General features: G+C 36.8%; 18 protein-coding genes. 2 read left to right on the top strand and 16 right to left on the bottom strand.

Going from position 1 to position 19745, the window contains the following annotated elements; genetic code table 11:
• Positions 1 to 45: 45 nt before the first annotated feature.
• The 6 genes from FC66_RS04500 to FC66_RS04475 form a co-directional block, all read right to left on the bottom strand.
• Positions 46 to 3276: a YhgE/Pip family protein gene (locus FC66_RS04500; RefSeq protein ID WP_420911473.1), complete on the bottom strand. Its 3231-nt coding sequence runs from the start codon at positions 3274 to 3276 to the stop codon at positions 46 to 48.
• Positions 3277 to 3476: 200 nt separating this feature from the next.
• On the bottom strand, positions 3477 to 4826 hold the full coding sequence (locus tag FC66_RS04495) for a serine hydrolase (protein WP_057974194.1): 1350 nt from the start codon (positions 4824 to 4826) through the stop codon (positions 3477 to 3479).
• Positions 4827 to 4900: 74 nt separating this feature from the next.
• Positions 4901 to 6043, bottom strand: coding sequence for a sensor histidine kinase (locus tag FC66_RS04490; RefSeq protein WP_057974193.1), 1143 nt, complete (start codon positions 6041 to 6043; stop codon positions 4901 to 4903).
• Between the two features lie 14 nt (positions 6044 to 6057).
• The gene (locus FC66_RS04485) at positions 6058 to 6744 is read right to left on the bottom strand and encodes a response regulator transcription factor (protein ID WP_057974192.1); all 687 of its coding nucleotides are present in this window, start codon (positions 6742 to 6744) and stop codon (positions 6058 to 6060) included.
• Positions 6745 to 6886: 142 nt separating this feature from the next.
• Positions 6887 to 7090 (bottom strand): hypothetical protein, encoded by a 204-nt coding sequence (locus FC66_RS04480; RefSeq protein ID WP_112251185.1) that lies wholly within the window; start codon positions 7088 to 7090, stop codon positions 6887 to 6889.
• A 26-nt stretch (positions 7091 to 7116) separates the two neighbouring features.
• Complete coding sequence (locus tag FC66_RS04475) at positions 7117 to 8196, bottom strand: lactate oxidase (protein ID WP_191978435.1); 1080 nt, start codon at positions 8194 to 8196, stop codon at positions 7117 to 7119.
• Between the two features lie 183 nt (positions 8197 to 8379).
• Between FC66_RS04475 and FC66_RS04470 the strand changes: the two genes are divergently transcribed.
• Positions 8380 to 9036, top strand: coding sequence for a hypothetical protein (locus FC66_RS04470; RefSeq protein WP_057974189.1), 657 nt, complete (start codon positions 8380 to 8382; stop codon positions 9034 to 9036).
• A 71-nt stretch (positions 9037 to 9107) separates the two neighbouring features.
• Here FC66_RS04470 and guaB read toward each other — a convergent pair whose 3' ends face one another.
• From guaB to lepB, 10 genes are all read right to left on the bottom strand, one after another.
• The gene (gene guaB / locus FC66_RS04465; protein WP_057974188.1) at positions 9108 to 10595 is read right to left on the bottom strand and encodes an IMP dehydrogenase; all 1488 of its coding nucleotides are present in this window, start codon (positions 10593 to 10595) and stop codon (positions 9108 to 9110) included.
• Between the two features lie 164 nt (positions 10596 to 10759).
• Positions 10760 to 11518, bottom strand: a complete 759-nt coding sequence (locus tag FC66_RS04460; protein ID WP_057974187.1) for a DUF1129 family protein — start codon at positions 11516 to 11518, stop codon at positions 10760 to 10762.
• 29 nt (positions 11519 to 11547) lie between these two features.
• The gene (gene ychF / locus FC66_RS04455; RefSeq protein ID WP_057974186.1) at positions 11548 to 12648 is read right to left on the bottom strand and encodes a redox-regulated ATPase YchF; all 1101 of its coding nucleotides are present in this window, start codon (positions 12646 to 12648) and stop codon (positions 11548 to 11550) included.
• A gap of 22 nt (positions 12649 to 12670) precedes the next feature.
• Positions 12671 to 12871 (bottom strand): DUF951 domain-containing protein, encoded by a 201-nt coding sequence (locus FC66_RS04450; protein WP_057974185.1) that lies wholly within the window; start codon positions 12869 to 12871, stop codon positions 12671 to 12673.
• Positions 12872 to 12884: 13 nt separating this feature from the next.
• Positions 12885 to 13766, bottom strand: coding sequence for a ParB/RepB/Spo0J family partition protein (locus tag FC66_RS04445; protein ID WP_057974184.1), 882 nt, complete (start codon positions 13764 to 13766; stop codon positions 12885 to 12887).
• Positions 13756 to 14523 (bottom strand): ParA family protein, encoded by a 768-nt coding sequence (locus FC66_RS04440; RefSeq protein ID WP_057974183.1) that lies wholly within the window; start codon positions 14521 to 14523, stop codon positions 13756 to 13758. The genes FC66_RS04445 and FC66_RS04440 overlap by 11 nt, the downstream gene beginning before the upstream one ends.
• A gap of 6 nt (positions 14524 to 14529) precedes the next feature.
• Positions 14530 to 15372 (bottom strand): nucleoid occlusion protein, encoded by an 843-nt coding sequence (gene noc / locus FC66_RS04435; RefSeq protein WP_057974182.1) that lies wholly within the window; start codon positions 15370 to 15372, stop codon positions 14530 to 14532.
• An 18-nt stretch (positions 15373 to 15390) separates the two neighbouring features.
• Positions 15391 to 16125, bottom strand: coding sequence for a 16S rRNA (guanine(527)-N(7))-methyltransferase RsmG (gene rsmG / locus FC66_RS04430; RefSeq protein WP_057974181.1), 735 nt, complete (start codon positions 16123 to 16125; stop codon positions 15391 to 15393).
• 99 nt (positions 16126 to 16224) lie between these two features.
• A complete protein-coding gene (rihA, locus tag FC66_RS04425; RefSeq protein WP_057974180.1) occupies positions 16225 to 17175 on the bottom strand; it encodes a pyrimidine-specific ribonucleoside hydrolase RihA in 951 nt (316 codons plus the stop codon).
• 49 nt (positions 17176 to 17224) lie between these two features.
• Positions 17225 to 17827 (bottom strand): signal peptidase I, encoded by a 603-nt coding sequence (gene lepB / locus FC66_RS04420; protein ID WP_057974179.1) that lies wholly within the window; start codon positions 17825 to 17827, stop codon positions 17225 to 17227.
• Between the two features lie 475 nt (positions 17828 to 18302).
• On the opposite strand from lepB, the gene FC66_RS04415 reads away from it, so the two are divergent.
• On the top strand, positions 18303 to 19682 hold the full coding sequence (locus FC66_RS04415) for a C40 family peptidase (protein ID WP_057974178.1): 1380 nt from the start codon (positions 18303 to 18305) through the stop codon (positions 19680 to 19682).
• Positions 19683 to 19745 lie beyond the last annotated feature (63 nt).

The following is a 19745-nucleotide window of genomic DNA, read 5'->3' as shown; positions in this document are numbered from 1 at the left end:
TTCAGAGACCACTTATGTCACAGCCTCCTTATTTTAATTTAATGATTATTTTTCTAAATCTTGTAATTTTTGATTATCATCTAATTGTGATTTACCAGCAAGTCCGATATTTTGAAGAACTTGCATAGCAACCCATAATAGAACAAGTGAGACGATAGCGAAGATTGCTAGAATAAGAACACTCATTCCAACTTGTCCACTAACCATTCCAGATGTTAATGATTGACGGAACCCTAAAGTAGAGTAAGTCATTGGTAAGAATGGATGGATAGCGTTAAAGAAGCTGTTTGTAACTTCCATTGGGAAGGTACCACCCGCGCCACCTAATTGTAACATCAGAAGAACCATGGCCACAAAACGACCAGGATTATCGAATGCCATAGCAAGCGCCATGACAAGGTACATCGATGTTAACGAGAACGTTGTTGCAATTAAGTAAGTTTGAGCAATATGGTCTGCTTGTAATCCGAACATAAGCATTCCCGTAACTTCAACGACTGCCATACCAATAGCAACGACAGTTCCGATAGCAACTTTACTCCAGAACCAAGCTGTTGCTGATTGACCTTCCATTGAAACTTTACGGATTGGGAATGCAAAGTTAAAGACGATTGCGCCAACGTACAATGCAAGTGAAAGTACATATGGTGCTAAAGCATGACCGTAATTAGGTACATAACTGTAATCTTTATGTTTCAATTCTGAAGGTGCAGCGAACATTTGAGCTGTTTTATTAGTTGCTTTAATACCGTTAACAGTATCTGATCCCGTTTTAAGAGCAGTAGCTAACGTTTTAGTTCCGTCTTTAAGTGTTTTAGAACCATCACCCAATTTAGCTGAGTTATCATCTAATTTTTGAGTTCCTGCTGCCAATTGATCAACACCTGATACAAGTGCTGGTACTTGGTTATTCAAGGTTACTAACCCATTTGATAACGTATTTGAACCTGTAGATAATTGACCGATACCTGATGTCAATGCCGGTACTGATCCATCTAATGTTGATAGACCCGTACTTAATTGACCTGATCCTGATACAAGTGCACCACTATTTGCTGCTAATTGTGATGAGCCTGCAGCTAATTGACTAACGCCTGATGTCAATGTTGGTACTGATCCATTTAATGTTATTAATCCCGTATTTAATTGTTTTGAGCCTGATACAAGCGCAATATTGTTTCCAACTAATTTTTTAGAACCATCATTAGCTGATCCAACTCCAGCAGTATATTGTTGAATACTTGGAATCAACCCAGGTGTTTTATCTGTACCATTTAGCCCAGCCTTAATTTGACTTAAGCCTGCATTTAATAAATTAGTTGCTTGAATAGCACCATAAGGATTTTCTTTTGAGCCATCGCCTTGTTGTGTCAATCCAGTTTCAACAGTTGTTAACCCAGCAACTAGTTTATTAATTGCCGTTCTAGCACCTGATGTTACTAGTGGTTCCTGCGCAGCCAACTTAGCAACGCCGTCTTTTAGTGCTTGTAATTTAGGTAATAATGCCTGAATAGCTTCTAATTCTGTTTGAATATCTTTCAATTTATCGCCAGTATCAGTTAATGGCGTCGTCATGTCAGATAAATTCGTTTTAATTTTTGCGGTGTTAGCCCCTGATGCGGCTAAACTTGTTCCAGCAGTTGTCAATTGAGTACCTAATCCCGTTACAGAATCAGAAATACTTTTTGCCATTGCTGGGTCCTTTGCGGCTAAGGCTGCAAAATCAGCAGATTTCATAAATTTAACTAATTCAGCCATATTACCTTCTGTACCTTTAAGTTGTACGGCAACACTAGAAGGGTTAGAAGTACTGTATAAGTTATCATTTAATGAGCTAAGTTCTGAACCAGCATCTGTGGCTTTAGCTGCAACTGTTTTTGTATTAACTCCAATTTGAGTTAAATCAGCTTTTAATTTATCACCATCAATAGCTGGTGCATCCGCACCATTTAATTGTGTATTTAAATCCGATATTCCAGAATCTAAAGCAGTAAAACCTGCCATTAATTTTTCCATTTCAGCTTTTGAATCTGGATTATTTAATTGCATGTCTAGTTTATCAGCAGACTCTTGTAAATTAGTAGTTAATAATTTATTTCTGTCTTGTACAGTTATAACACCGTTTTTTAACGTAATAATGCCATCATTTAATTTTTTAGAATTTGAACTTAATGCGCCCAAACCTGTATTTAATGAAGAAACGCCATCAGTATAGCCCCTCACACCGGTAGATAAGTTTGTTGAACCATCTTTTAACTTTTTAACGCCTGAGGCCAATTCGCCAGTGCTACCATTTAATGTACGTAAACCTGTATTAACTGTTCCGACGCCATTAGTATATGTTATTAATCCACTTGCTAATGTTGTTGAACCGGCATCTAACTTCGTAACTCCTGAAGCCAATGCACCGGTACTACCGTTTAACGTTTGTAAGCCTGTATTTACTGTTCCGACACCATTAGTGTACGTTACAACACCACTTGCTAACGTTGTTGAACCAGAATCTAACTTCGATACACCTGAAGCTAAAGCGCCCGTACTGTTATCTAATTTTGATAGTCCGGCACTTAATGAGCCAGCACCTGTTGTTAATTGTTGTACACCGTTCTTCAATGGCACAACGCTAGTTGATAATGTTTGAACACCATTGTTAACCGTGCCAACACCTGTAACGTAACTATTTAAGCCATCATTTAACGTAATCGTACCATCAGATAGTTTTTTAGAACCAGTTGCAGCTGTTTTAAAGCCCTTACCGATTGTTTTAACTTGTCCAAAGATAGCTGTAGCGTATGATTCCGTGACTGATTCACGAATTTGGCTATTTAATTGTTTTGCAGCTGCTTCACTGATAACTTCACCAATGTAGTTACGTGATGCATTGGTATCATATGTGATTTGCATTTTCTTAGGATTCGTATCCAACAATGTTGCTGCGTTAGAAGAGAAGTTCTCAGGTAACGTAATTGTTGTGTAGTACTTGTTGTCTTTCATCCCTTGTTTTGCTTGTTCTTCAGAAACAAACATCCACTTTAATTGATGGTTACTCTTCAACTCTTTTACAAGTTGATCACCAACATCTAAAGTTTCACCATTATATTTAACGGATTTATCGTTATTAACGACTGCTACTGGTAATTCACTTGTCTTACCGTATGGATCCCAAACTGATTTCAAGAAGAAAGCAGCATATAGAATCGGAATGAGCATCATAACGATTGTTGAAATAAGAATTAGTCTATTCTTCCCAACAAATTTAAATTCATTCTTGATCATTTTCATTGAAATTGGTGCCCCCTAAAATTAATTATGTCTACTATAAAGTTTTATCGATAGGTTATAATATACATCAAATGTCCACGAAGGACAAATTTTTTTTACTATTTGTTTTTTTTTTAAGATTTTCTTAATTTTACATAACTTATTAACTCATAAAGACAAAAAAATCATCTTGTGATATAGATGATTTTTATTGCTTAAAATAAGTTTTTAAAGAAGTTAGCAACCGCGCGCCACATAATAACAAAGATGTTTGCTTTTTCAATTGCCTTCTCATTTGTGCCGGTAACAGAAAGTGCTTTTGACCCATCAACATAAGTTAATGCATTGCCTTTACCAGTTAACTTAAGCGTCCCAATATCACTATTAGCTTTAATGGGTGCTTCTAATCCAGTCTTTTTAACTAATGATGTGTTTTTCGCTACTGTAGCCGAAACAACACTCTTAACTGTTTCACCCTTTTTCAACCAAACTTTTTGGTCAGATTTAAGCGCTACTTTTGTTGTTAATTCTTTACCATGGAAGACAGGTAAACTATCTGCATTTTTAAATGTCGTACCCGCTTTGATTGTTTTAACATCAAATGAGTCAAAGACATATGACATGATTTTTTGCGTATCAGTAAAGCGACTCACATCTGTCTCACTCTTATGTGATGAACCTAAAACAACCGTAATAATACGATGTCCATCTTTTTTAACAGTTCCTGTAAAACATTCGCCGGCTTTATCAGATGTCCCTGTCTTCAAACCATCAACAGGTAATTCAGTATAAGCTTTAGCCAATCCAGGCAACATCCAGTTCCAGTTTTCCATCAACGTTTCGTCAGATGTTCCTTTATCAAAAGCTTGGCGTTTGATACTTGTTGTTTTCAATACTTCTGGATATTTTTTAAGTAGGTTTTTAGCAATAAGTCCCATATCTTTGGCTGTTAATTCATTTTCATCGGCCGCAGATGATCCAGGGTAGCGATCCGCATCACTAATATCACTATTTGTTAACCCAGAGACATTGTCAATTTTAGCATCGTTAATGCCCCATGATTTAACTTTTGCACGCATTAAAGTCACAAAATCTTTTTGTGATCCCGAAACTTGGTGAGCAAGCGCCATAATGGCACCATTAGCTGAATAAATTAAACTAGCATCATACAGTTCTTTAACTGTATATTTTTTCGTTTTACTCAATGGTACATTAGACAATGATGTATCTTGACTGATTTTATAAGAATCATCATCAACAGTCACTTTTTGGTCCCAAGTTAACTTACCACTTTTAATTTGATCCAAAATAACATCAATTGAAATTAATTTTGTCATTGATGCAATTGGTAAAACGGCATCGGCATTTTTTTCATAAATAACTTGACCGGTATCCGCATCAATTGCTAAAGCCGCTTTAGCAGTTAAATTAATTGCACTTGAGCTTGTTGTAGCAGCCGATACAGGTTTAACATCGTGAAGTGTCATTGCTGAAACCCCAGTGAATAACGCTGCACCAGAAATAAGTCCAACTACGAATTTTTTTGTGCGTTTTAAAAATATCATATTCTCTTTACCCTCTTAACTTCTCTTATTCATTTAAGAATACCCAATAATACCTATTCTTGCAACTATCGTTCTTACTTTCTAATCAGTTTTTTATCCTTACCAAGCGGTAAATGAATAACGAAACTAGTTAGCGAATCATCTGAAACGACGTAGATGTACCCACCGTGAAGCGTGATAATACTCTGAGCAATGGCAAGACCTAATCCAGTTCCACCCGTTTTTTGTGAACGCGATTCTTCCACTCGGTAAAAACGATCGAATAATTGATCGAGCGACTGCTCAGGAATTTTAGGACCATCATTAGAGACTTTTACGATGACTTCTTGGCCAATTTTTTCCGCTTCCAAATAAATGTGTTTCCCACCGGAACCATATTTCAAAGCATTTGAAATTAAATTATTAAAAACGCGACCTAATTTCTCGGTATCAGCTTCCATCATTAATGGGTTAGGTTTTGTGCTACTGGCAATTGTCATCCCTTTATTTTTAGCTTCAAGTTCAAAGCTAGCTGCTAACTGAGCCAACATCTGGTTCATGTCAAAATCAATTGCATTAATTGGTGTTGACGTTTGACGAACCTTAGTATATTCGAATAAATCTTCCACCAAAACTTTCATTTGTTTCGACTTTACATATGCCGTGTGCGTATATGAAAGTAAATCTTCTTGCGAATTATACTGATTATCTTCTATTAAACCGAGGTACCCAATAATTGATGTTAATGGTGTGCGGATATCATGACTGACATTCGTTATCAATTCATCTTTTGAATTCTCTATTCGCCGTTCTTCCTCCATTGACTCAATTGTACTTTGAACCAATGCATTAATACTCGAAACCACTCGTGCCATATCTCCCTGTAACTTAAAAGGGATTTGGTGGTCATAATGACCATCGGCAATATAATGTAATTCTGAAATAACATGTCGCAACTGCATTTGACGGTAGCGTCGAATTAAACGCCAGTAAAGCACGATAATATCTACAATAACCATAAACACAACAAAAACATTGCCCCAACTCCAAATATTAAAATCATTAGGTCCAAACGTTAATGATGTCTTTATTTGAAATATTCCATTCCTAAGTCCTGGATTAGAAGCAATGGTCTGATTTAATAAGATAAAAATAGATAAATTTAATAAAATTAATAAAATGATTGTAATGAATCCTTCACCAATTAATTCACTTTTTTCTCTACCGGTTAATTTCAAAGATGTCTCCTTAACTAATGCGTCTCTATTTTGTACCCGACGCCCCAAACAGTTTTAATAATATCATCGCCGTTTGTGGCCACTTCAATTTTATCTCGCAAATGACTAACATGCACCATTACCGTTTTTGCAGAAATAATTGATTCCTGCTGCCATACTTGTTCAAAAATATCATCTGCGGAGTAAACATGGTTTGGATGTGATGCTAACAAATATAAGATTCCAAATTCTAAAGCCGTTAATTGAATAGCATTTCCATCAACCGTTTGAACTTCATGTGAGTCCTTTTTAATAATTAACGGTCCGATTTCGAGTGCAACATCGGGTGCTGGATTTGAGTTCTGACTGCGACGGAGTAATGATTTAACCCGAGCCATAATCTCTAATGGGTTAAATGGTTTAACAACGTAATCATCGGCCCCCGTGATTAATCCACGGATTTTGTCCATGTCTTCCGTCTTCGCAGAAACCATTAAAATAGGGATTTCTGAAGTTTTACGAACTTCTTTAATCACATCCATTCCGTTCATTTTAGGCATCATGACATCAAGAATCATCACACCAATATCCGGCATTTTTTCTAATTTTTCAATAGCTTCAAGTCCATTTTGAGCAGTAATTGCTTCATATCCTTCGTTCTTTAAATAAATAGAAATTAAATCAACGATTTCTTTTTCATCATCTACGACTAAAATTTTCATTGGATGTCTCCTGACTTTCTTAATTATAGTTACATTGTATCAAACATCTTACAGGATAACTTTAAAGAATTGCTTAAATATGCTTAATTCATGGTATCAAAAAAGGCTTCCATTTAAAAATGAAAGCCCTTCTCTTAGAAAATTATTTACGTGCTAATAAGTAGTTGAATAAACCGCCCATTGTTTTGTCTGATATGTCAATTTCTTTACCGTCTTCTGTAACTTTAGTGATTTCATAATAATCTTCGAATTCAGGTACTTCTAATTCCATCATTGCGACAAAAGCTGCAGCCGTTTTATAAGTTGCTTGTAACTCTTTTCCATGAACATAATTGATTACTAACATAATTGTATCCCCCTTATGAGTCTCTCTTAGATTAATTCAGTTTTTTTAATATCATCAACCGTTTTTGTTCCGGCTAATTGCATATCGATTGTTAATTCTTTTGATAAATGTTCAAAGACTGATTGAACACCTTGCGCACCGCCCAAATGAAGACCGTAAACCATTGGACGACCAATTGCGACAACATCTGCACCACTTGCAAGTGCCTTGAAAATATGTGATCCGCGACGGATTCCACTATCAAAGACAATTGGCACACGTTTGTTAACTTTTTTGGCAATTGATTCAAGAACATCAAATGATGCAGGTCCACCATCTAATTGACGACCACCATGATTTGAAACCCAAACGCCTTTAGCGCCGGCTTCGATGATATCATCAATGTCTAATGGTGATTGAATTCCCTTAACAAAGACAGGTAAGTCAGTGTAGTCAGAAATTGTTTTAATATCTTCTAAGCTCAATGTTTGTTTAGCATTGGCATAGATAGCCGCAATTCCTTGTCCTTCACCTTCGCCATATTCAGCCAAGTTAGCCATGGGAATTGGGAAGGTAAAGTGGTTAATACTATCAGCTTCACGATTACCACCTAATGTTGAATCAGCTGTTAAAATGATTGCTTTCATACCAACCTTTTTAGCTTGATCTAACAAGAAACGGTTAAATTTTTCATCTTTACTCATATATAGTTGGAAGAATTGAGGACCACCCGTTCCACCATCGCATGTTTCCGAAATCGTTTTGTTGGAATATGTACTGAGTGACATGATTGATCCAACAGCAGCTACCCCTTTAGCAGTATCAATTTCGCCTTGTTCATGAGCCAATCCTTGTGCTGCAATTGGTGCTGCAATCATTGGGATTTTTAAATCGATACCCATAAAGGTTGTTGATAAATCTGGTTTTTCAATATTTTTTAAAACGCGAGGTGCGATGTGTTTGTGATCGAATGCGACACCATTTTCACGTAATGTCCATTCATCTTCTGCACCACCGGCGATGTAACCAAATGCACCCTTTTCCATACGTGCTTTTACTAAACCTTCTAATGCTTGAACATTAGTAATTTCAATTGAATGTTCTTCCTGACTTGCTTGATATGCCAATTTTGTAACCCCCATCTGTTATTTATAATTGTAGTGTAGCCCCTAACGCTGAATACTTCCACAAATAACACTTATTTTAGATAAAAAACGCTGACGTCAGTTACTAGAATCGTATTTGTAATTAATTTGACTAAATGTTATAAAGTTACTGTAGTATAAATATAGATTTATGGAGGAATGAAAGTGTTAGTTAAAAAAATGGGGATAGTCGTTGTTTTATGTTGTTCGCTTTTAGTTACCGTTGGTTGTGGGAAGCAATCAGGGTCGACTGAACAACAAAGTTCTGAAAGTGCTCAGAAAATTAGTTCTGAAAAGGCTAAAAAAGCTAGTTCTGAAAGTGCTCAAAAAGCTAGTTCTGAAAGTGCCAAGAAAGCCAATAATCTAATTGATTCTTCATTAATAGGAACTTGGTATGGCTATAATAAATACGAGTCCAAACTTGATACGATTAACATTACCGGCAATAAAATTATTACAAATGGTAATACCACTGAAATACACTCCGATAGCGAACGAACGGCTGCTGATAAAGCACTCTCAGCAGGGTCTGGTACGATCGATGATAATAAGGATACCTACAAATTTAAACACTGGGGTTCAGTTAGATCAACTAACGAGGAAAATGGTCGAAAATGGCTTAATGTTAAAGGTTGGTATCAATCTGCGGGTACTGGCTCTTTCTACGGCGTTAAAAATAGAGTTATTAACGGGCGCAGTATTCCGGTATTAACTCTAGCAGACGGCGCCGGTATGTGGGCAAGTCAACACTTTTATCAAGATAAGGCAGACGCCAATAAAATGTCTGATACTATGTTTGATGATGAACCTTCACAAAATTAGCGCTTTAAAAATTACTCAATAAAAAAAGGTTCAATTTCTTTAATTAACTTAAAGAAATTAAACCTTTTTTGTTATTTAACTGAGTAATTAGGTGCTTCTTTAGTAATTTGAACATCATGCGGATGTGATTCAATTAAACCAGCACCTGAAATTTGAACAAATTGAGCATCGTCTTGTAAGGCTTTCAATGTACCAGCGCCAACATAACCCATACCAGAATGTAAGCCACCAACCATTTGGAAAATGATATCAGCTAAACTACCCTTGTATGCCACGCGACCTTCAATACCTTCTGGCACTAATTTATTAGCTTCATTCACGCCACTTTGGAAGTAACGGTCAGAAGAGCCATTTGATTGTTCCATGGCCGCTAAACTACCCATGCCACGGTAAACTTTAAAGCGACGGCCTTCATAAATTTCGAATTCGCCAGGTGCTTCATCAGTTCCGGCTAACATGCTACCTAACATAACGGCATTTCCACCGGCAGCAAGCGCCTTAACAATATCACCAGAGTACTTGATTCCACCATCAGCAATAATTGTCTTACCATATTCGCGAGCAACTTCAGCAGCGTCATAAATGGCTGTTAACTGAGGAACACCAACGCCGGCAACAATTCGTGTTGTACAGATTGATCCAGGACCAATCCCAACTTTAACAACATCAACACCAGCATCATAAAGAGCACGAGTTGCTTCACCCGTTGCGACATTACCAGCAATTAAAGTAGCATCAGGAAATTTAGCTCTGATTTCAGTAATTTTACGGATAACACCGGCAGAATGTCCATGTGCAGTATCAATAACCAAAGCATCAACGCCAGCCTCTAGTAAAGCTGTAGCTCGTTCAAATGTATCGCTTGTAACACCAACAGCAGCAGCGACAAGTAAACGACCATGTTTATCTTTAGCAGCATTAGGAAACTCAACAACTTTTTCGATATCTTTAATTGTGATTAAACCTGTTAAACGACCATCATGATCAACGATTGGTAATTTTTCGATTTTATTTGTTTGAAGAATTTTTTCCGCTTCCTTGAGTGAAGTTCCTTCGGCAGCAGTTATTAATCCTTCTTTAGTCATTACACTATCAATTGAAACTGTCATATCTGAGACAAAACGTAAATCACGGTTGGTAATAATACCAATCAATAAACGATTATCAAGTGTTTCAACAATTGGTACACCACTGATGCGGTAACGTTGCATTAACTGTTCAGCATCCGCAACAGAATGTTGTGGTGTTAAGTAGAAAGGATCAATAATAACGCCACTTTCAGAGCGTTTAACTTTTTTTACTTCTCCGGCTTGTTGTTCGATGCTCATGTTCTTATGGACAACACCTAATCCACCTTGGCGAGCCATAGCAATCGCCATCTTAGAATCTGTGACAGTATCCATGCTGGCACTTAAAATTGGGACATTTAACTTGATATTCTTTGCTAATTGCACACTGATATCAACTTCGTTCGGTAATACATGACTTTCTGCAGGTACTAATAATACGTCATCAAAAGTGAATCCTTTTTTAGCGAACTTTGTTTCCCAATTTGACATCTTAAAACCAGCTTTCTCATTTTATTTTGTTTACTAACATACCAGATAAGTTCAACCCTGGTCAAGGCTATTGTCTGATTCTTATTAAGTTGTAATCGTTCGTGATTGTAGCAAAAAAGAGCTCAAAAATTTTACTTGAACTCTTTTTCCAGTCGTTACTGAATCTAAAACATTGTACGATTAATATTATAGCGACGTTTAATATAAAGTCTTGCCACAAATGCGATAGCTGCAATTACAACATATACAGCTGCTGGTAATATTGAATTAAGTGGTCCTGGAATCAATGCTACTAACATGTAGGCAAGAATCCAAACAGCGATGAAAGCAATCATTACGAGTAATGTAACCCAGAAAGCTGGTTTGTCTTCTTTTTTGACATTAGGCCCATATTTTTTGTAGAAAAGTGCTGCGCCCATTCCACCCAAGATTGATGTCAAGAGTAGTGTCAATAATCCACCGGCACCTGAATCGCCGGCCTCTAAACTTGTTTTATTCATAAATCCTGTCACAGCATACATGGCAGCGAAAATTGCTAGCATCATCAAGCCATTATCCAGAACAGTCAACCAAAAACTCGTTGATGGTTCTGCAGCTTTTTTCTGAGGTCCCATGATAATATCGGCAGCTTTTGTGCTAACCGGACCATATAATTTAGTTGCTGTTACACCCTTACGTTGTTCAGTACGCAATTCTGCAACGATCTCATTAATAATTGTATCGCGTTTTTCATTATTAATTTCTGAATCCGTTAAAATACTATTTAAACGGTAAACATAGTCTTCATTACGTTTCGTTAATCCCGCGAAAGGACCATTGCCTTGTAACTTTGTTTCTTTTTCTAGATATTCTTTTTGTTTTGCAGCGGCCGAAGCATTTCTATCTTCAACTGATGTTCCTTCAAGGTTATTTTCATCTGCCATGGTTAACAACTCCTACTAACTTATTTTATTTAGACGTTAAATCTGAACTCAATAATATCGCCATCTTGCACGACATATTCCTTACCCTCGGAACGTAAGCGACCAGCTTCTCTAACAGCCGCAACACTTCCATTTTTATCCAAGTCATCAAATGACATTGTTTCGGCGCGGATAAACCCACGTTCGAAATCTGAATGGATAACACCGGCAACTTGAGGTGCTTTCATCCCCTGTTTAAAGGTCCATGCTCGTGTTTCAGCACCACCCGCAGTGAAGAATGTTGCTAAACCTAATAACTTGTAAGAAGCTCTAATTAAACGATCAAGTCCTGATTCTTCGACACCAGCAGCTTCAAGGAAATCTAACTTATCTTCATCATCTAATTCGGCAATTTCTTCTTCCGTTTTAGCAGAAACAGCTAAGCATTCAGAACCTTCTTCTTTGGCGAAAGATTCAATTAATTTCACATATTTATTAGCGTCAGGATCAGCCATATCATCTTCGGCGATATTAGCAACGTAAAGGACTGGCTTATTAGTTAATAAGAACATGCCTTTAACATATTTTTCTTCTTCTTCATCAAATTCAATCGAACGAACGGCATGTCCAGCTTCAAGAACCGGTTTGATTTTTTGTAAGATACTGAATTCTGCTAAAGCATCCTTATCTTTTGTTCTCGCAACTTTTTCTACCTTAGCATAGCGTTTCGTAACACTATCCAAATCTGCAAAAACAAGTTCCAAATTAATCGTTTCGATATCGTCCATTGGGTCAACTTTATCAGAAACATGCGTAATATTATCATCATCAAATGCACGAACAACATGCACAATTGCATCAACCTGACGAATGTTTTCTAAAAATTTATTACCCAATCCTTCGCCTTTACTTGCGCCTTTAACAATACCGGCAATATCTGTAAATTCAAAAGTTGTGTGAATAATTTTCTTAGCAGGGACGACTTCGTCAATCCGAGCTAAGCGTTTATCTGGAACTTCAACCATTCCAACATTAGGATCAATTGTCGCAAATGGATAGTTAGCCATTTCTGCGCCTGCTTTTGTAATTGCGTTAAATAAAGTTGATTTACCTACGTTTGGTAATCCTACGATTCCTGCAGTTAATGCCATAATTAAGCGTCACTCTTTTCATTTATTTTGTATTATCTTCTGGCGTAGCTTTTTCTAACATTTTTTTCATCTTTTTTTCAAATTCTCGTCTGGATAATAGAATAAGGTGTCCGCAGCCTAAACATTTAATGCGGATATCCATCCCCATTCGGACAATTTCCCAGCGGTTAGTTCCACAGGGATGCGGCTTTTTCATTTCAACAATATCGTGTAAGTCATACATATCGACTAACCTCCTAATCTAGTGAAATATCAAGTAAGTCTAAGATTCGGTTCAAATCATCCGTTGATAAATAATCAATTTCGATTTTACCTTTATCATTTTTTTTACTTTGCTGAATAGAGACCTGTGTACCAAATTTTTCTTTTAATAAATTCTCACTTTGTTGAACGTAAATTGACTTTTCACTGTCGTTCGTTTTTTTAGTATTCTTTTTACTCTCGCCATTCATTTGGGCAATTACTTTTTCTAATTCACGAACAGTTAAATTTTCTTTAACCGTCCTTTTAGCTAACGTACCAATTTTTTGTTTGTCTTTAAGTGACAACAACGTTCGCGCTTGACCCATTGATAATTGGTCAGCCTGAATTAATTCTTTGACCGCATGAGGCAACCCTAGCAAGCGTAAATAGTTAGCGATATATGGTCGACTTTTGCCCAACCGTTCTGAAACTTGTGATTGTGTTAGATTTAATTTCTCCATCAACGTATTATAAGCTTCTGCCTCTTCTAAAGGAGATAACTCTTCTCGCTGTAGATTTTCTAAAATTGCAACTTCCATCATTGATTCTTCGGTCATCGTTCTAACAATTGCTGGAACGTCAGCCACACCGGCTAATTTAGATGCGCGAAAACGACGTTCCCCGGCAATAATTTCGTAACCTTTAATCACTGATTCTCTAACGATGATTGGTTGAAAGACACCCGATTTTTTAATTGAAGCCGCTAATTCCTTTAGCGCATCTTCATTAAACGTTTTACGTGGTTGATAAGGGTTGGGCCGAATCTCATCTAAATTCAGACGGACAATAGATTCTTTTGTGTCATCGTACTGGTCAAGCTCATCTTGAAATAATGCGTTGATGCCTTTTCCAAGGCCTTTTTTATTATTTGCCATGCGCCTTTAACACTTCCTTTGCCAATTCCATATAAACTTGAGCACCCTTTGACTTAGGATCGTAATCGATAATTGCCATCCCATGACTAGGTGCTTCGGACAAGCGGACATTTCGCGGAATAATCGTTTTGTAAACTTTTTCTGCAAAATATTTTTGAACTTCAGAAACAACTTCTGCGCCTAAATTCGTTCGCGCATCGTACATTGTCATCAGAACGCCTTCAATAGCTAAATCTGGATTAAAATGTTTTTGAACCAAGCGAATTGTATTCAATAATTGGCTCAAACCTTCCAAGGCGTAATACTCGCTTTGAACAGGAATTAAAATTGATTTGCTGGCCGTAAAAGCGTTGATTGTAATCAAGCCAAGTGATGGCGGGCAATCAATTAAAATATAATCATATTGATCTTCAATTGTTTTGATGGCATCCAATAGACGTGTTTCACGCGCCATTTGTGGTGTTAATTCAATTTCGGCACCGGCTAATTGAATTGTTGCGGGAACAATATCTAACCCTTTATGATTCGTAGGAAGAATAGTGTCCTTAATTGGAAATTCATTAACTAAAACATCGTAAATATCTTTTTTAATGGTTGATTTTTCGATACCAACACCACTTGTTGAATTTCCTTGGGCATCTGTATCGATTAATAAGACTCGTTGACCTAATTCGGCCAAGCAGGCGCCTAAGTTCACGCTTGTTGTTGTTTTACCAACGCCGCCTTTTTGGTTCGCTAATGAAATAACAATTCCCATATTTGATTAACCCTCCTTTTTTGATTCAACCACATCAATAATGACGCGATATCCTGAATCAGTTTTTTCTTGTTTTGATTTAATGGTAACACCGTTATCTTCTATAACTTTAACGGCCTGTTTCAATGTGTTAAGAACTAATCGTTTATCAGGATTAGCTTTTTTTGTAACTTTTTTTTCATTTTCTTTTGGTTCTGGTTTACCTTTATCCTCTGCAATGAGTAATTCAGTTTCTTTAACTGTTAATTTTTCTTTTAAAATACGTTTTAGTAATTTCTTTTGTGCGGTAGGTTCTAAATTAACCATCGCCCGACCATGACGCTCGGATATTTGTTGTGACATAATTGCCGTCTGCACTTCATGTTCTAGCTTTAGCAACCGTAATTTATTCGCAATAAACGCCTGACTCTTACCCATGTTTTCAGCCAATTTAGACTGCGATAGGTGGTTCAAGTCCATTAATTTACTGTATGCTTCCGCTTCTTCAATCGCAGTTAACTCTTCTCGTTGTAAGTTTTCAATCAGTGCCATTGATGCCGCTTGGTCGTCATTCATCTCGCGAATAATTGCCGGTATTTCTTTCCAATCTAATGAAGTTACCGCTCGAAAACGACGTTCCCCAGCAATAATTTCATATTTTCCCGTCTCATATTCTCTTAAAATAATAGGTTGCAACAAACCATGTTCTTTAATGGTTTGTGCCAATTCCTCAATTTTTTGATTATCGAAGACTCGACGAGGTTGAAATCGATTGGGAATAATAGCCGCAATAGAAATGTCACTAACCTTCTTTTGATTCGTTTCATCTTCTTGTTGATTTTTACGATTTCCTAAAAATGAAAATGCCATTTTCTGACGACCTCCTGACTATAACTTAGCTACAAGCGGTGTCCGTCCAGGGACGCCCGCCTTTCTAGGGTACTTCTTAGGACTTAATTTAATTTTATCAACTACTAATAAATGACGTTCGTCATTAGAAATTGGTAAATTAAATTCATGATTAACTTTAACCTGACCGCCTAAAAGCTTGATAGCATATTCGGCGTCGGCTAGTTCCTCGTCCATTTTTTGCGCTTTTAATGCAATAAATTGACCATTTAGCTTAACTAACGGTAAACATAATTCAAATAACACGCTCAATCTGGCAACTGCGCGTGCCGTTACAATATCGTATTGTTCTCTGTATAAGCTTTTCTTACCCGCAAATTCTTCTGCGCGATTATGAAAAAAAGCAACCCCTGTAATATCTAATTTGTCCGCCAATTCATTCAAAAAGTTGATACGCTTGTTCAACGAATCAACAATAGTCACCGTTAATTGCGGGAAAGCAATCTTCAGTGGAATTGAAGGAAAACCGGCACCAGCGCCGACGTCACAAATAGATAAGGGCTCGCTTTGTATTTCTTTTGAATAAAAAGCAGGCGTTAAAGAATCATAAAAATGCTTCAAATAAACGTCTGACTTTTCTGTAATAGCAGTCAGATTAAGGTTTTCATTTGTCATTACTAAAAATTCATAGTAAATTTCAAATTGTGCCATTTGTCTGTCTGTTAAATTGATACCTTTTTCAGCTAATGATTGACGAAATTCTTCTGGATTCATATGACTGGCCCTCCGTTATTTGTGAAACAAAACGATGTTTCACGTCCTGTTTAACTTTAACGTATTTAGTCCAGAAATACAAGCCACCTGTAAGATTTACTATCCTACTAACTCATCAAATTTTTTAAGTTTTGAAATTAATAATTCAACAAATTTTGTACGGTCAATAGACAACAGAACCTCTGTATTTTTTTCGAGGCCTAACAAATCAAATTTGTCGACAATCGTTTCGCCTCGAGTAAGATCACCATTAACTTCAACATCAACATGATAGTGACCACTCGTGAATAATTCTGGCTGTAGCATCCAAGCAATCGTGCAAGGATCATGTAAAGGAATACCTTGGAATCCCCATTTTTCTTGGCCATAATAAATACCGTAAAATTTCAACAATCCGTATGCTGATTGCGCTACTTTGTTGTTAATCTTACCAATTTCTTCAATTTCTGCATCCAAGATTTGTGCCTGATGAGTTAAATTCAAGCCGGCCATAACTAATGGAATTGAATCATTCAAAACCATTTTTGCTGATTCTGGATCTACGGCGATATTAAATTCTGAACCAGGCTTAACATTTCCTACATCAGTTGATCCACCCATGAAGACAATTTTTTCAATTTTACTTTTTAATTCAGGATATACGGCTAAGAATAAAGCCATATTTGTCATTGGACCTGTTACTACCATTGTGACTTTTTCGGCACTCTTAGAAAGCGTCTCAGCAATTAGTTCAATTGCCGTTAAGTTAGTTGCTGGAATCTCTGATTTAGGCAATACTGTTCCATCAACCCCAGTATCCCCGTGAACGGCATCAGCGATCATTAATTCTTGAAGTAAAGGTTTTTTATTACCACTAGCAACCGGAATATCCGTTCGTTCCATTAATGTTAGTAGTCGACAAGCATTATCAAATGTTTTATCAGGCGTTTGATTCCCGGCAGACGTTGTTACTGCACGTAAATCAAATTCTGGTGAAGCAATGACCATCATTAATGCTAATGCGTCATCATGTCCTGGATCACAATCTAAAATAATTGGTGTTTTTGTCATAATAAAATCTCCTCTTCAATCGAATTATTTTTTTGCATTTTTAATGCAATTAGTAAATGTATTTATGTTCGGACTTGTTGAAATTCCAGAATGGGACTTTTACGACACCCTGAATTTTCGACTTGTCAACGAATCCCCAATAACGACTATCGTTAGACACCGAACGATGATCCCCTAAAACAAAATATTTACCTGCCGGAACTTTAGTAACCGAACTATCTTTAGTCCACTGATTATCCATGGCCAATGATTTAAATGACCAGTCCTTAGCATTTATCCCCTGGACCCTTGTTCCTGTTGTCTTTTGATAGGTTGAAATATAAGGCTCCGAAATTTCTTTATCATTGACATAGACATGGTCATTTTTAAATGCCACTGTATCACCAGGCATTCCGATAACACGTTTAACATACTCTTGACCATCCGTTGCGTCCGGATCTACACCGTATGCGTCAAAAACAACAGTACTATAGCGTTTAATATCAATTACCTTAACAACTGCTACATGTTCGTTGTTAACTAAGTTCGGCTGCATTGACGGCCCATCAACGCGTACCATTGTGACAACGAATGTTTTTAATAGCATTGCAATTATTAGTCCTACCGCGATTGGTATGATCCAACTCATTATTTCTTTACCTATTTTTTTCATAATTCCACCCAATCGTTACGTATTTTTATCCCTTTATTATGGTTAATTATACGCCAACTATTTACGAACTTTCAACGTCTAATAATTCATATGATACCAGACAATGAAATCCCTTTCTATTTAAATTAAAAATTTCATTTGCAACTATGTAAAACGACTGGTATAGTTTTATTTAGTTCTAGTAGTTAAAACATAAGATTTTCGTAACATTTTTGTAATATTTCTAAAGATCTATTTTTAGTGGGACAATACGTTAATTGCCTTTAAATCAATATAAATAACGTGTTTTATCAATAATCAAAATTCATTATAATTACATAAAACATTTAAAATACGTGTATGTAAGCGTTTATTAGTGTTTATTACAGTATTTCCCCGAATTGTAATAGTTTTCGCATTTAACTGCAACACGAACCAGTTACAATGGTTACTATAGTATAAAACAAATAAAAAAAGAAAGTAGATGTGACTCAATTTGAATAACACAATTAAATCATTATTACTCGGTACAGTTGGTACCGCTGGCCTCCTTCTTGCATCTAATGCAAGTGCTGATGCAGCAACAGTTAAAGTTCAAACAAACGATACCGTTTGGGCATTTTCTCAAAAGTACGGCGTTTCAATCAAAACAATCGAAACTTTAAACAACATTGACTCAAATTCTCATATTATTACAATGGGCCAATCATTAAACATCCCTACAAAAGATAGCGACGCAAACTCGACAAAAACAAGCGTTGTTGCTACACTTCCTGCTGATAACTCAGCAAACAAAACATCAGTTACTGTTAAAAGTGGCGATTCATTATGGTCAATTGCTCAAGCAAATGGCATTTCAATCGCAGCTCTTCGCTCAGCTAATGGCTTTGCTGACAACTCAGCACTTATCTTACCTGGCCAAAAATTAACATTAACTGGATCAAAAGCAGTCGTTACGACTGCTAAACCAGCTAAAACAGTTACTCCAGCACCAGTTAAGACAACTACACCAGAAGTTGCCGCTAAACCAGCTGAAACAGTTACTCCAGCACCAGCTAAAACAGCTACACCAGAAGTTGCTGCTAAACCTGTTGAAACAGCACCTAAAGCAACAGAATCAGCAGTTTCTGCAGATGGTAAAACAGTAACAGTTAAGAATGGGGATTCATTCTGGTCAATCGCTCAAGCAAATGGTATTACTATCTCGGCATTGCTTGATGCTAACGGTTTAACTTCAGGTTCAATGATCAATCCTGGTCAAACATTGAACTTAACTGGATCAGTTTCAAAAACAACTGTTCCTGAAAAAGTTGTTACCGAAAAGCCAGCTGCAGCTCCTACTGCTGAAGTATCTAACCCTTCTACTAACAACACTGTTGCTAGTTCAAACACTGCTTCAACAACAAATGTTGCTACTGACAATACAACTACTAACACAAATACAGCTTCAACAAGTAATAACGATGCTGCTACTTCAAATACTGATACTGCTGAAAGTTCTACAACACAAACAGCAAGTTACTCAGCAAGCAAAGTTATCTCTGTTGCCAAATCATACATAGGTACTCCTTATGTTTGGGGCGGATCAACTCCTTCAGGTTTTGATTGCTCAGGTTTCACACAATATGTATTCGCTAAAGTTGGTATCAACTTAAACCGTAATACTGTTGGACAAGAATCAAATGTTACTAAGAAATCAACTGCTGCTGCTCAACCAGGAGACTTATTATTCTGGGGAGCACAAGGTTCTACATACCATGTTGGTATCTACTTAGGTGGTGGCCAATACATCGCTGCTCCAGAACCTGGTCAAAATGTTAAAGTTGGTACATTAGCATACTTCCCTGCTTCATTTGCTGGTACTGTTAACAAATAATCCTTAAATAAATGAAAAAGCGTAGACCTAACGGTTTACGCTTTTTTTATCCCATCATTATCG

The organism is Dellaglioa algida DSM 15638 (genome assembly GCF_001434695.1).
GTDB lineage: Bacteria > Bacillota > Bacilli > Lactobacillales > Lactobacillaceae > Dellaglioa > Dellaglioa algida.
Note: the sequence above shows the minus strand (reverse complement) of the source record. Positions and strands in the feature narration are given on the sequence as shown.

Coding starts and splice junctions, on each gene's coding strand:
- FC66_RS04500 (WP_420911473.1), bottom strand. CDS start 3,276: ATGATCAAGAATGAATTTAAATTTGTTGGGAAGAATAGACTAATTCTT.
- FC66_RS04495 (WP_057974194.1), bottom strand. CDS start 4,826: ATGATATTTTTAAAACGCACAAAAAAATTCGTAGTTGGACTTATTTCT.
- FC66_RS04485 (WP_057974192.1), bottom strand. CDS start 6,744: ATGAAAATTTTAGTCGTAGATGATGAAAAAGAAATCGTTGATTTAATT.
- FC66_RS04480 (WP_112251185.1), bottom strand. CDS start 7,090: ATGTTAGTAATCAATTATGTTCATGGAAAAGAGTTACAAGCAACTTAT.
- guaB (WP_057974188.1), bottom strand. CDS start 10,595: ATGTCAAATTGGGAAACAAAGTTCGCTAAAAAAGGATTCACTTTTGAT.
- FC66_RS04460 (WP_057974187.1), bottom strand. CDS start 11,518: ATGGCAGATGAAAATAACCTTGAAGGAACATCAGTTGAAGATAGAAAT.
- ychF (WP_057974186.1), bottom strand. CDS start 12,648: ATGGCATTAACTGCAGGAATCGTAGGATTACCAAACGTAGGTAAATCA.
- FC66_RS04450 (WP_057974185.1), bottom strand. CDS start 12,871: ATGTATGACTTACACGATATTGTTGAAATGAAAAAGCCGCATCCCTGT.
- FC66_RS04445 (WP_057974184.1), bottom strand. CDS start 13,766: ATGGCAAATAATAAAAAAGGCCTTGGAAAAGGCATCAACGCATTATTT.
- FC66_RS04440 (WP_057974183.1), bottom strand. CDS start 14,523: ATGGGAATTGTTATTTCATTAGCGAACCAAAAAGGCGGCGTTGGTAAA.
- noc (WP_057974182.1), bottom strand. CDS start 15,372: ATGGCATTTTCATTTTTAGGAAATCGTAAAAATCAACAAGAAGATGAA.
- rsmG (WP_057974181.1), bottom strand. CDS start 16,125: ATGAATCCAGAAGAATTTCGTCAATCATTAGCTGAAAAAGGTATCAAT.
- rihA (WP_057974180.1), bottom strand. CDS start 17,175: ATGACAAAAACACCAATTATTTTAGATTGTGATCCAGGACATGATGAC.
- lepB (WP_057974179.1), bottom strand. CDS start 17,827: ATGAAAAAAATAGGTAAAGAAATAATGAGTTGGATCATACCAATCGCG.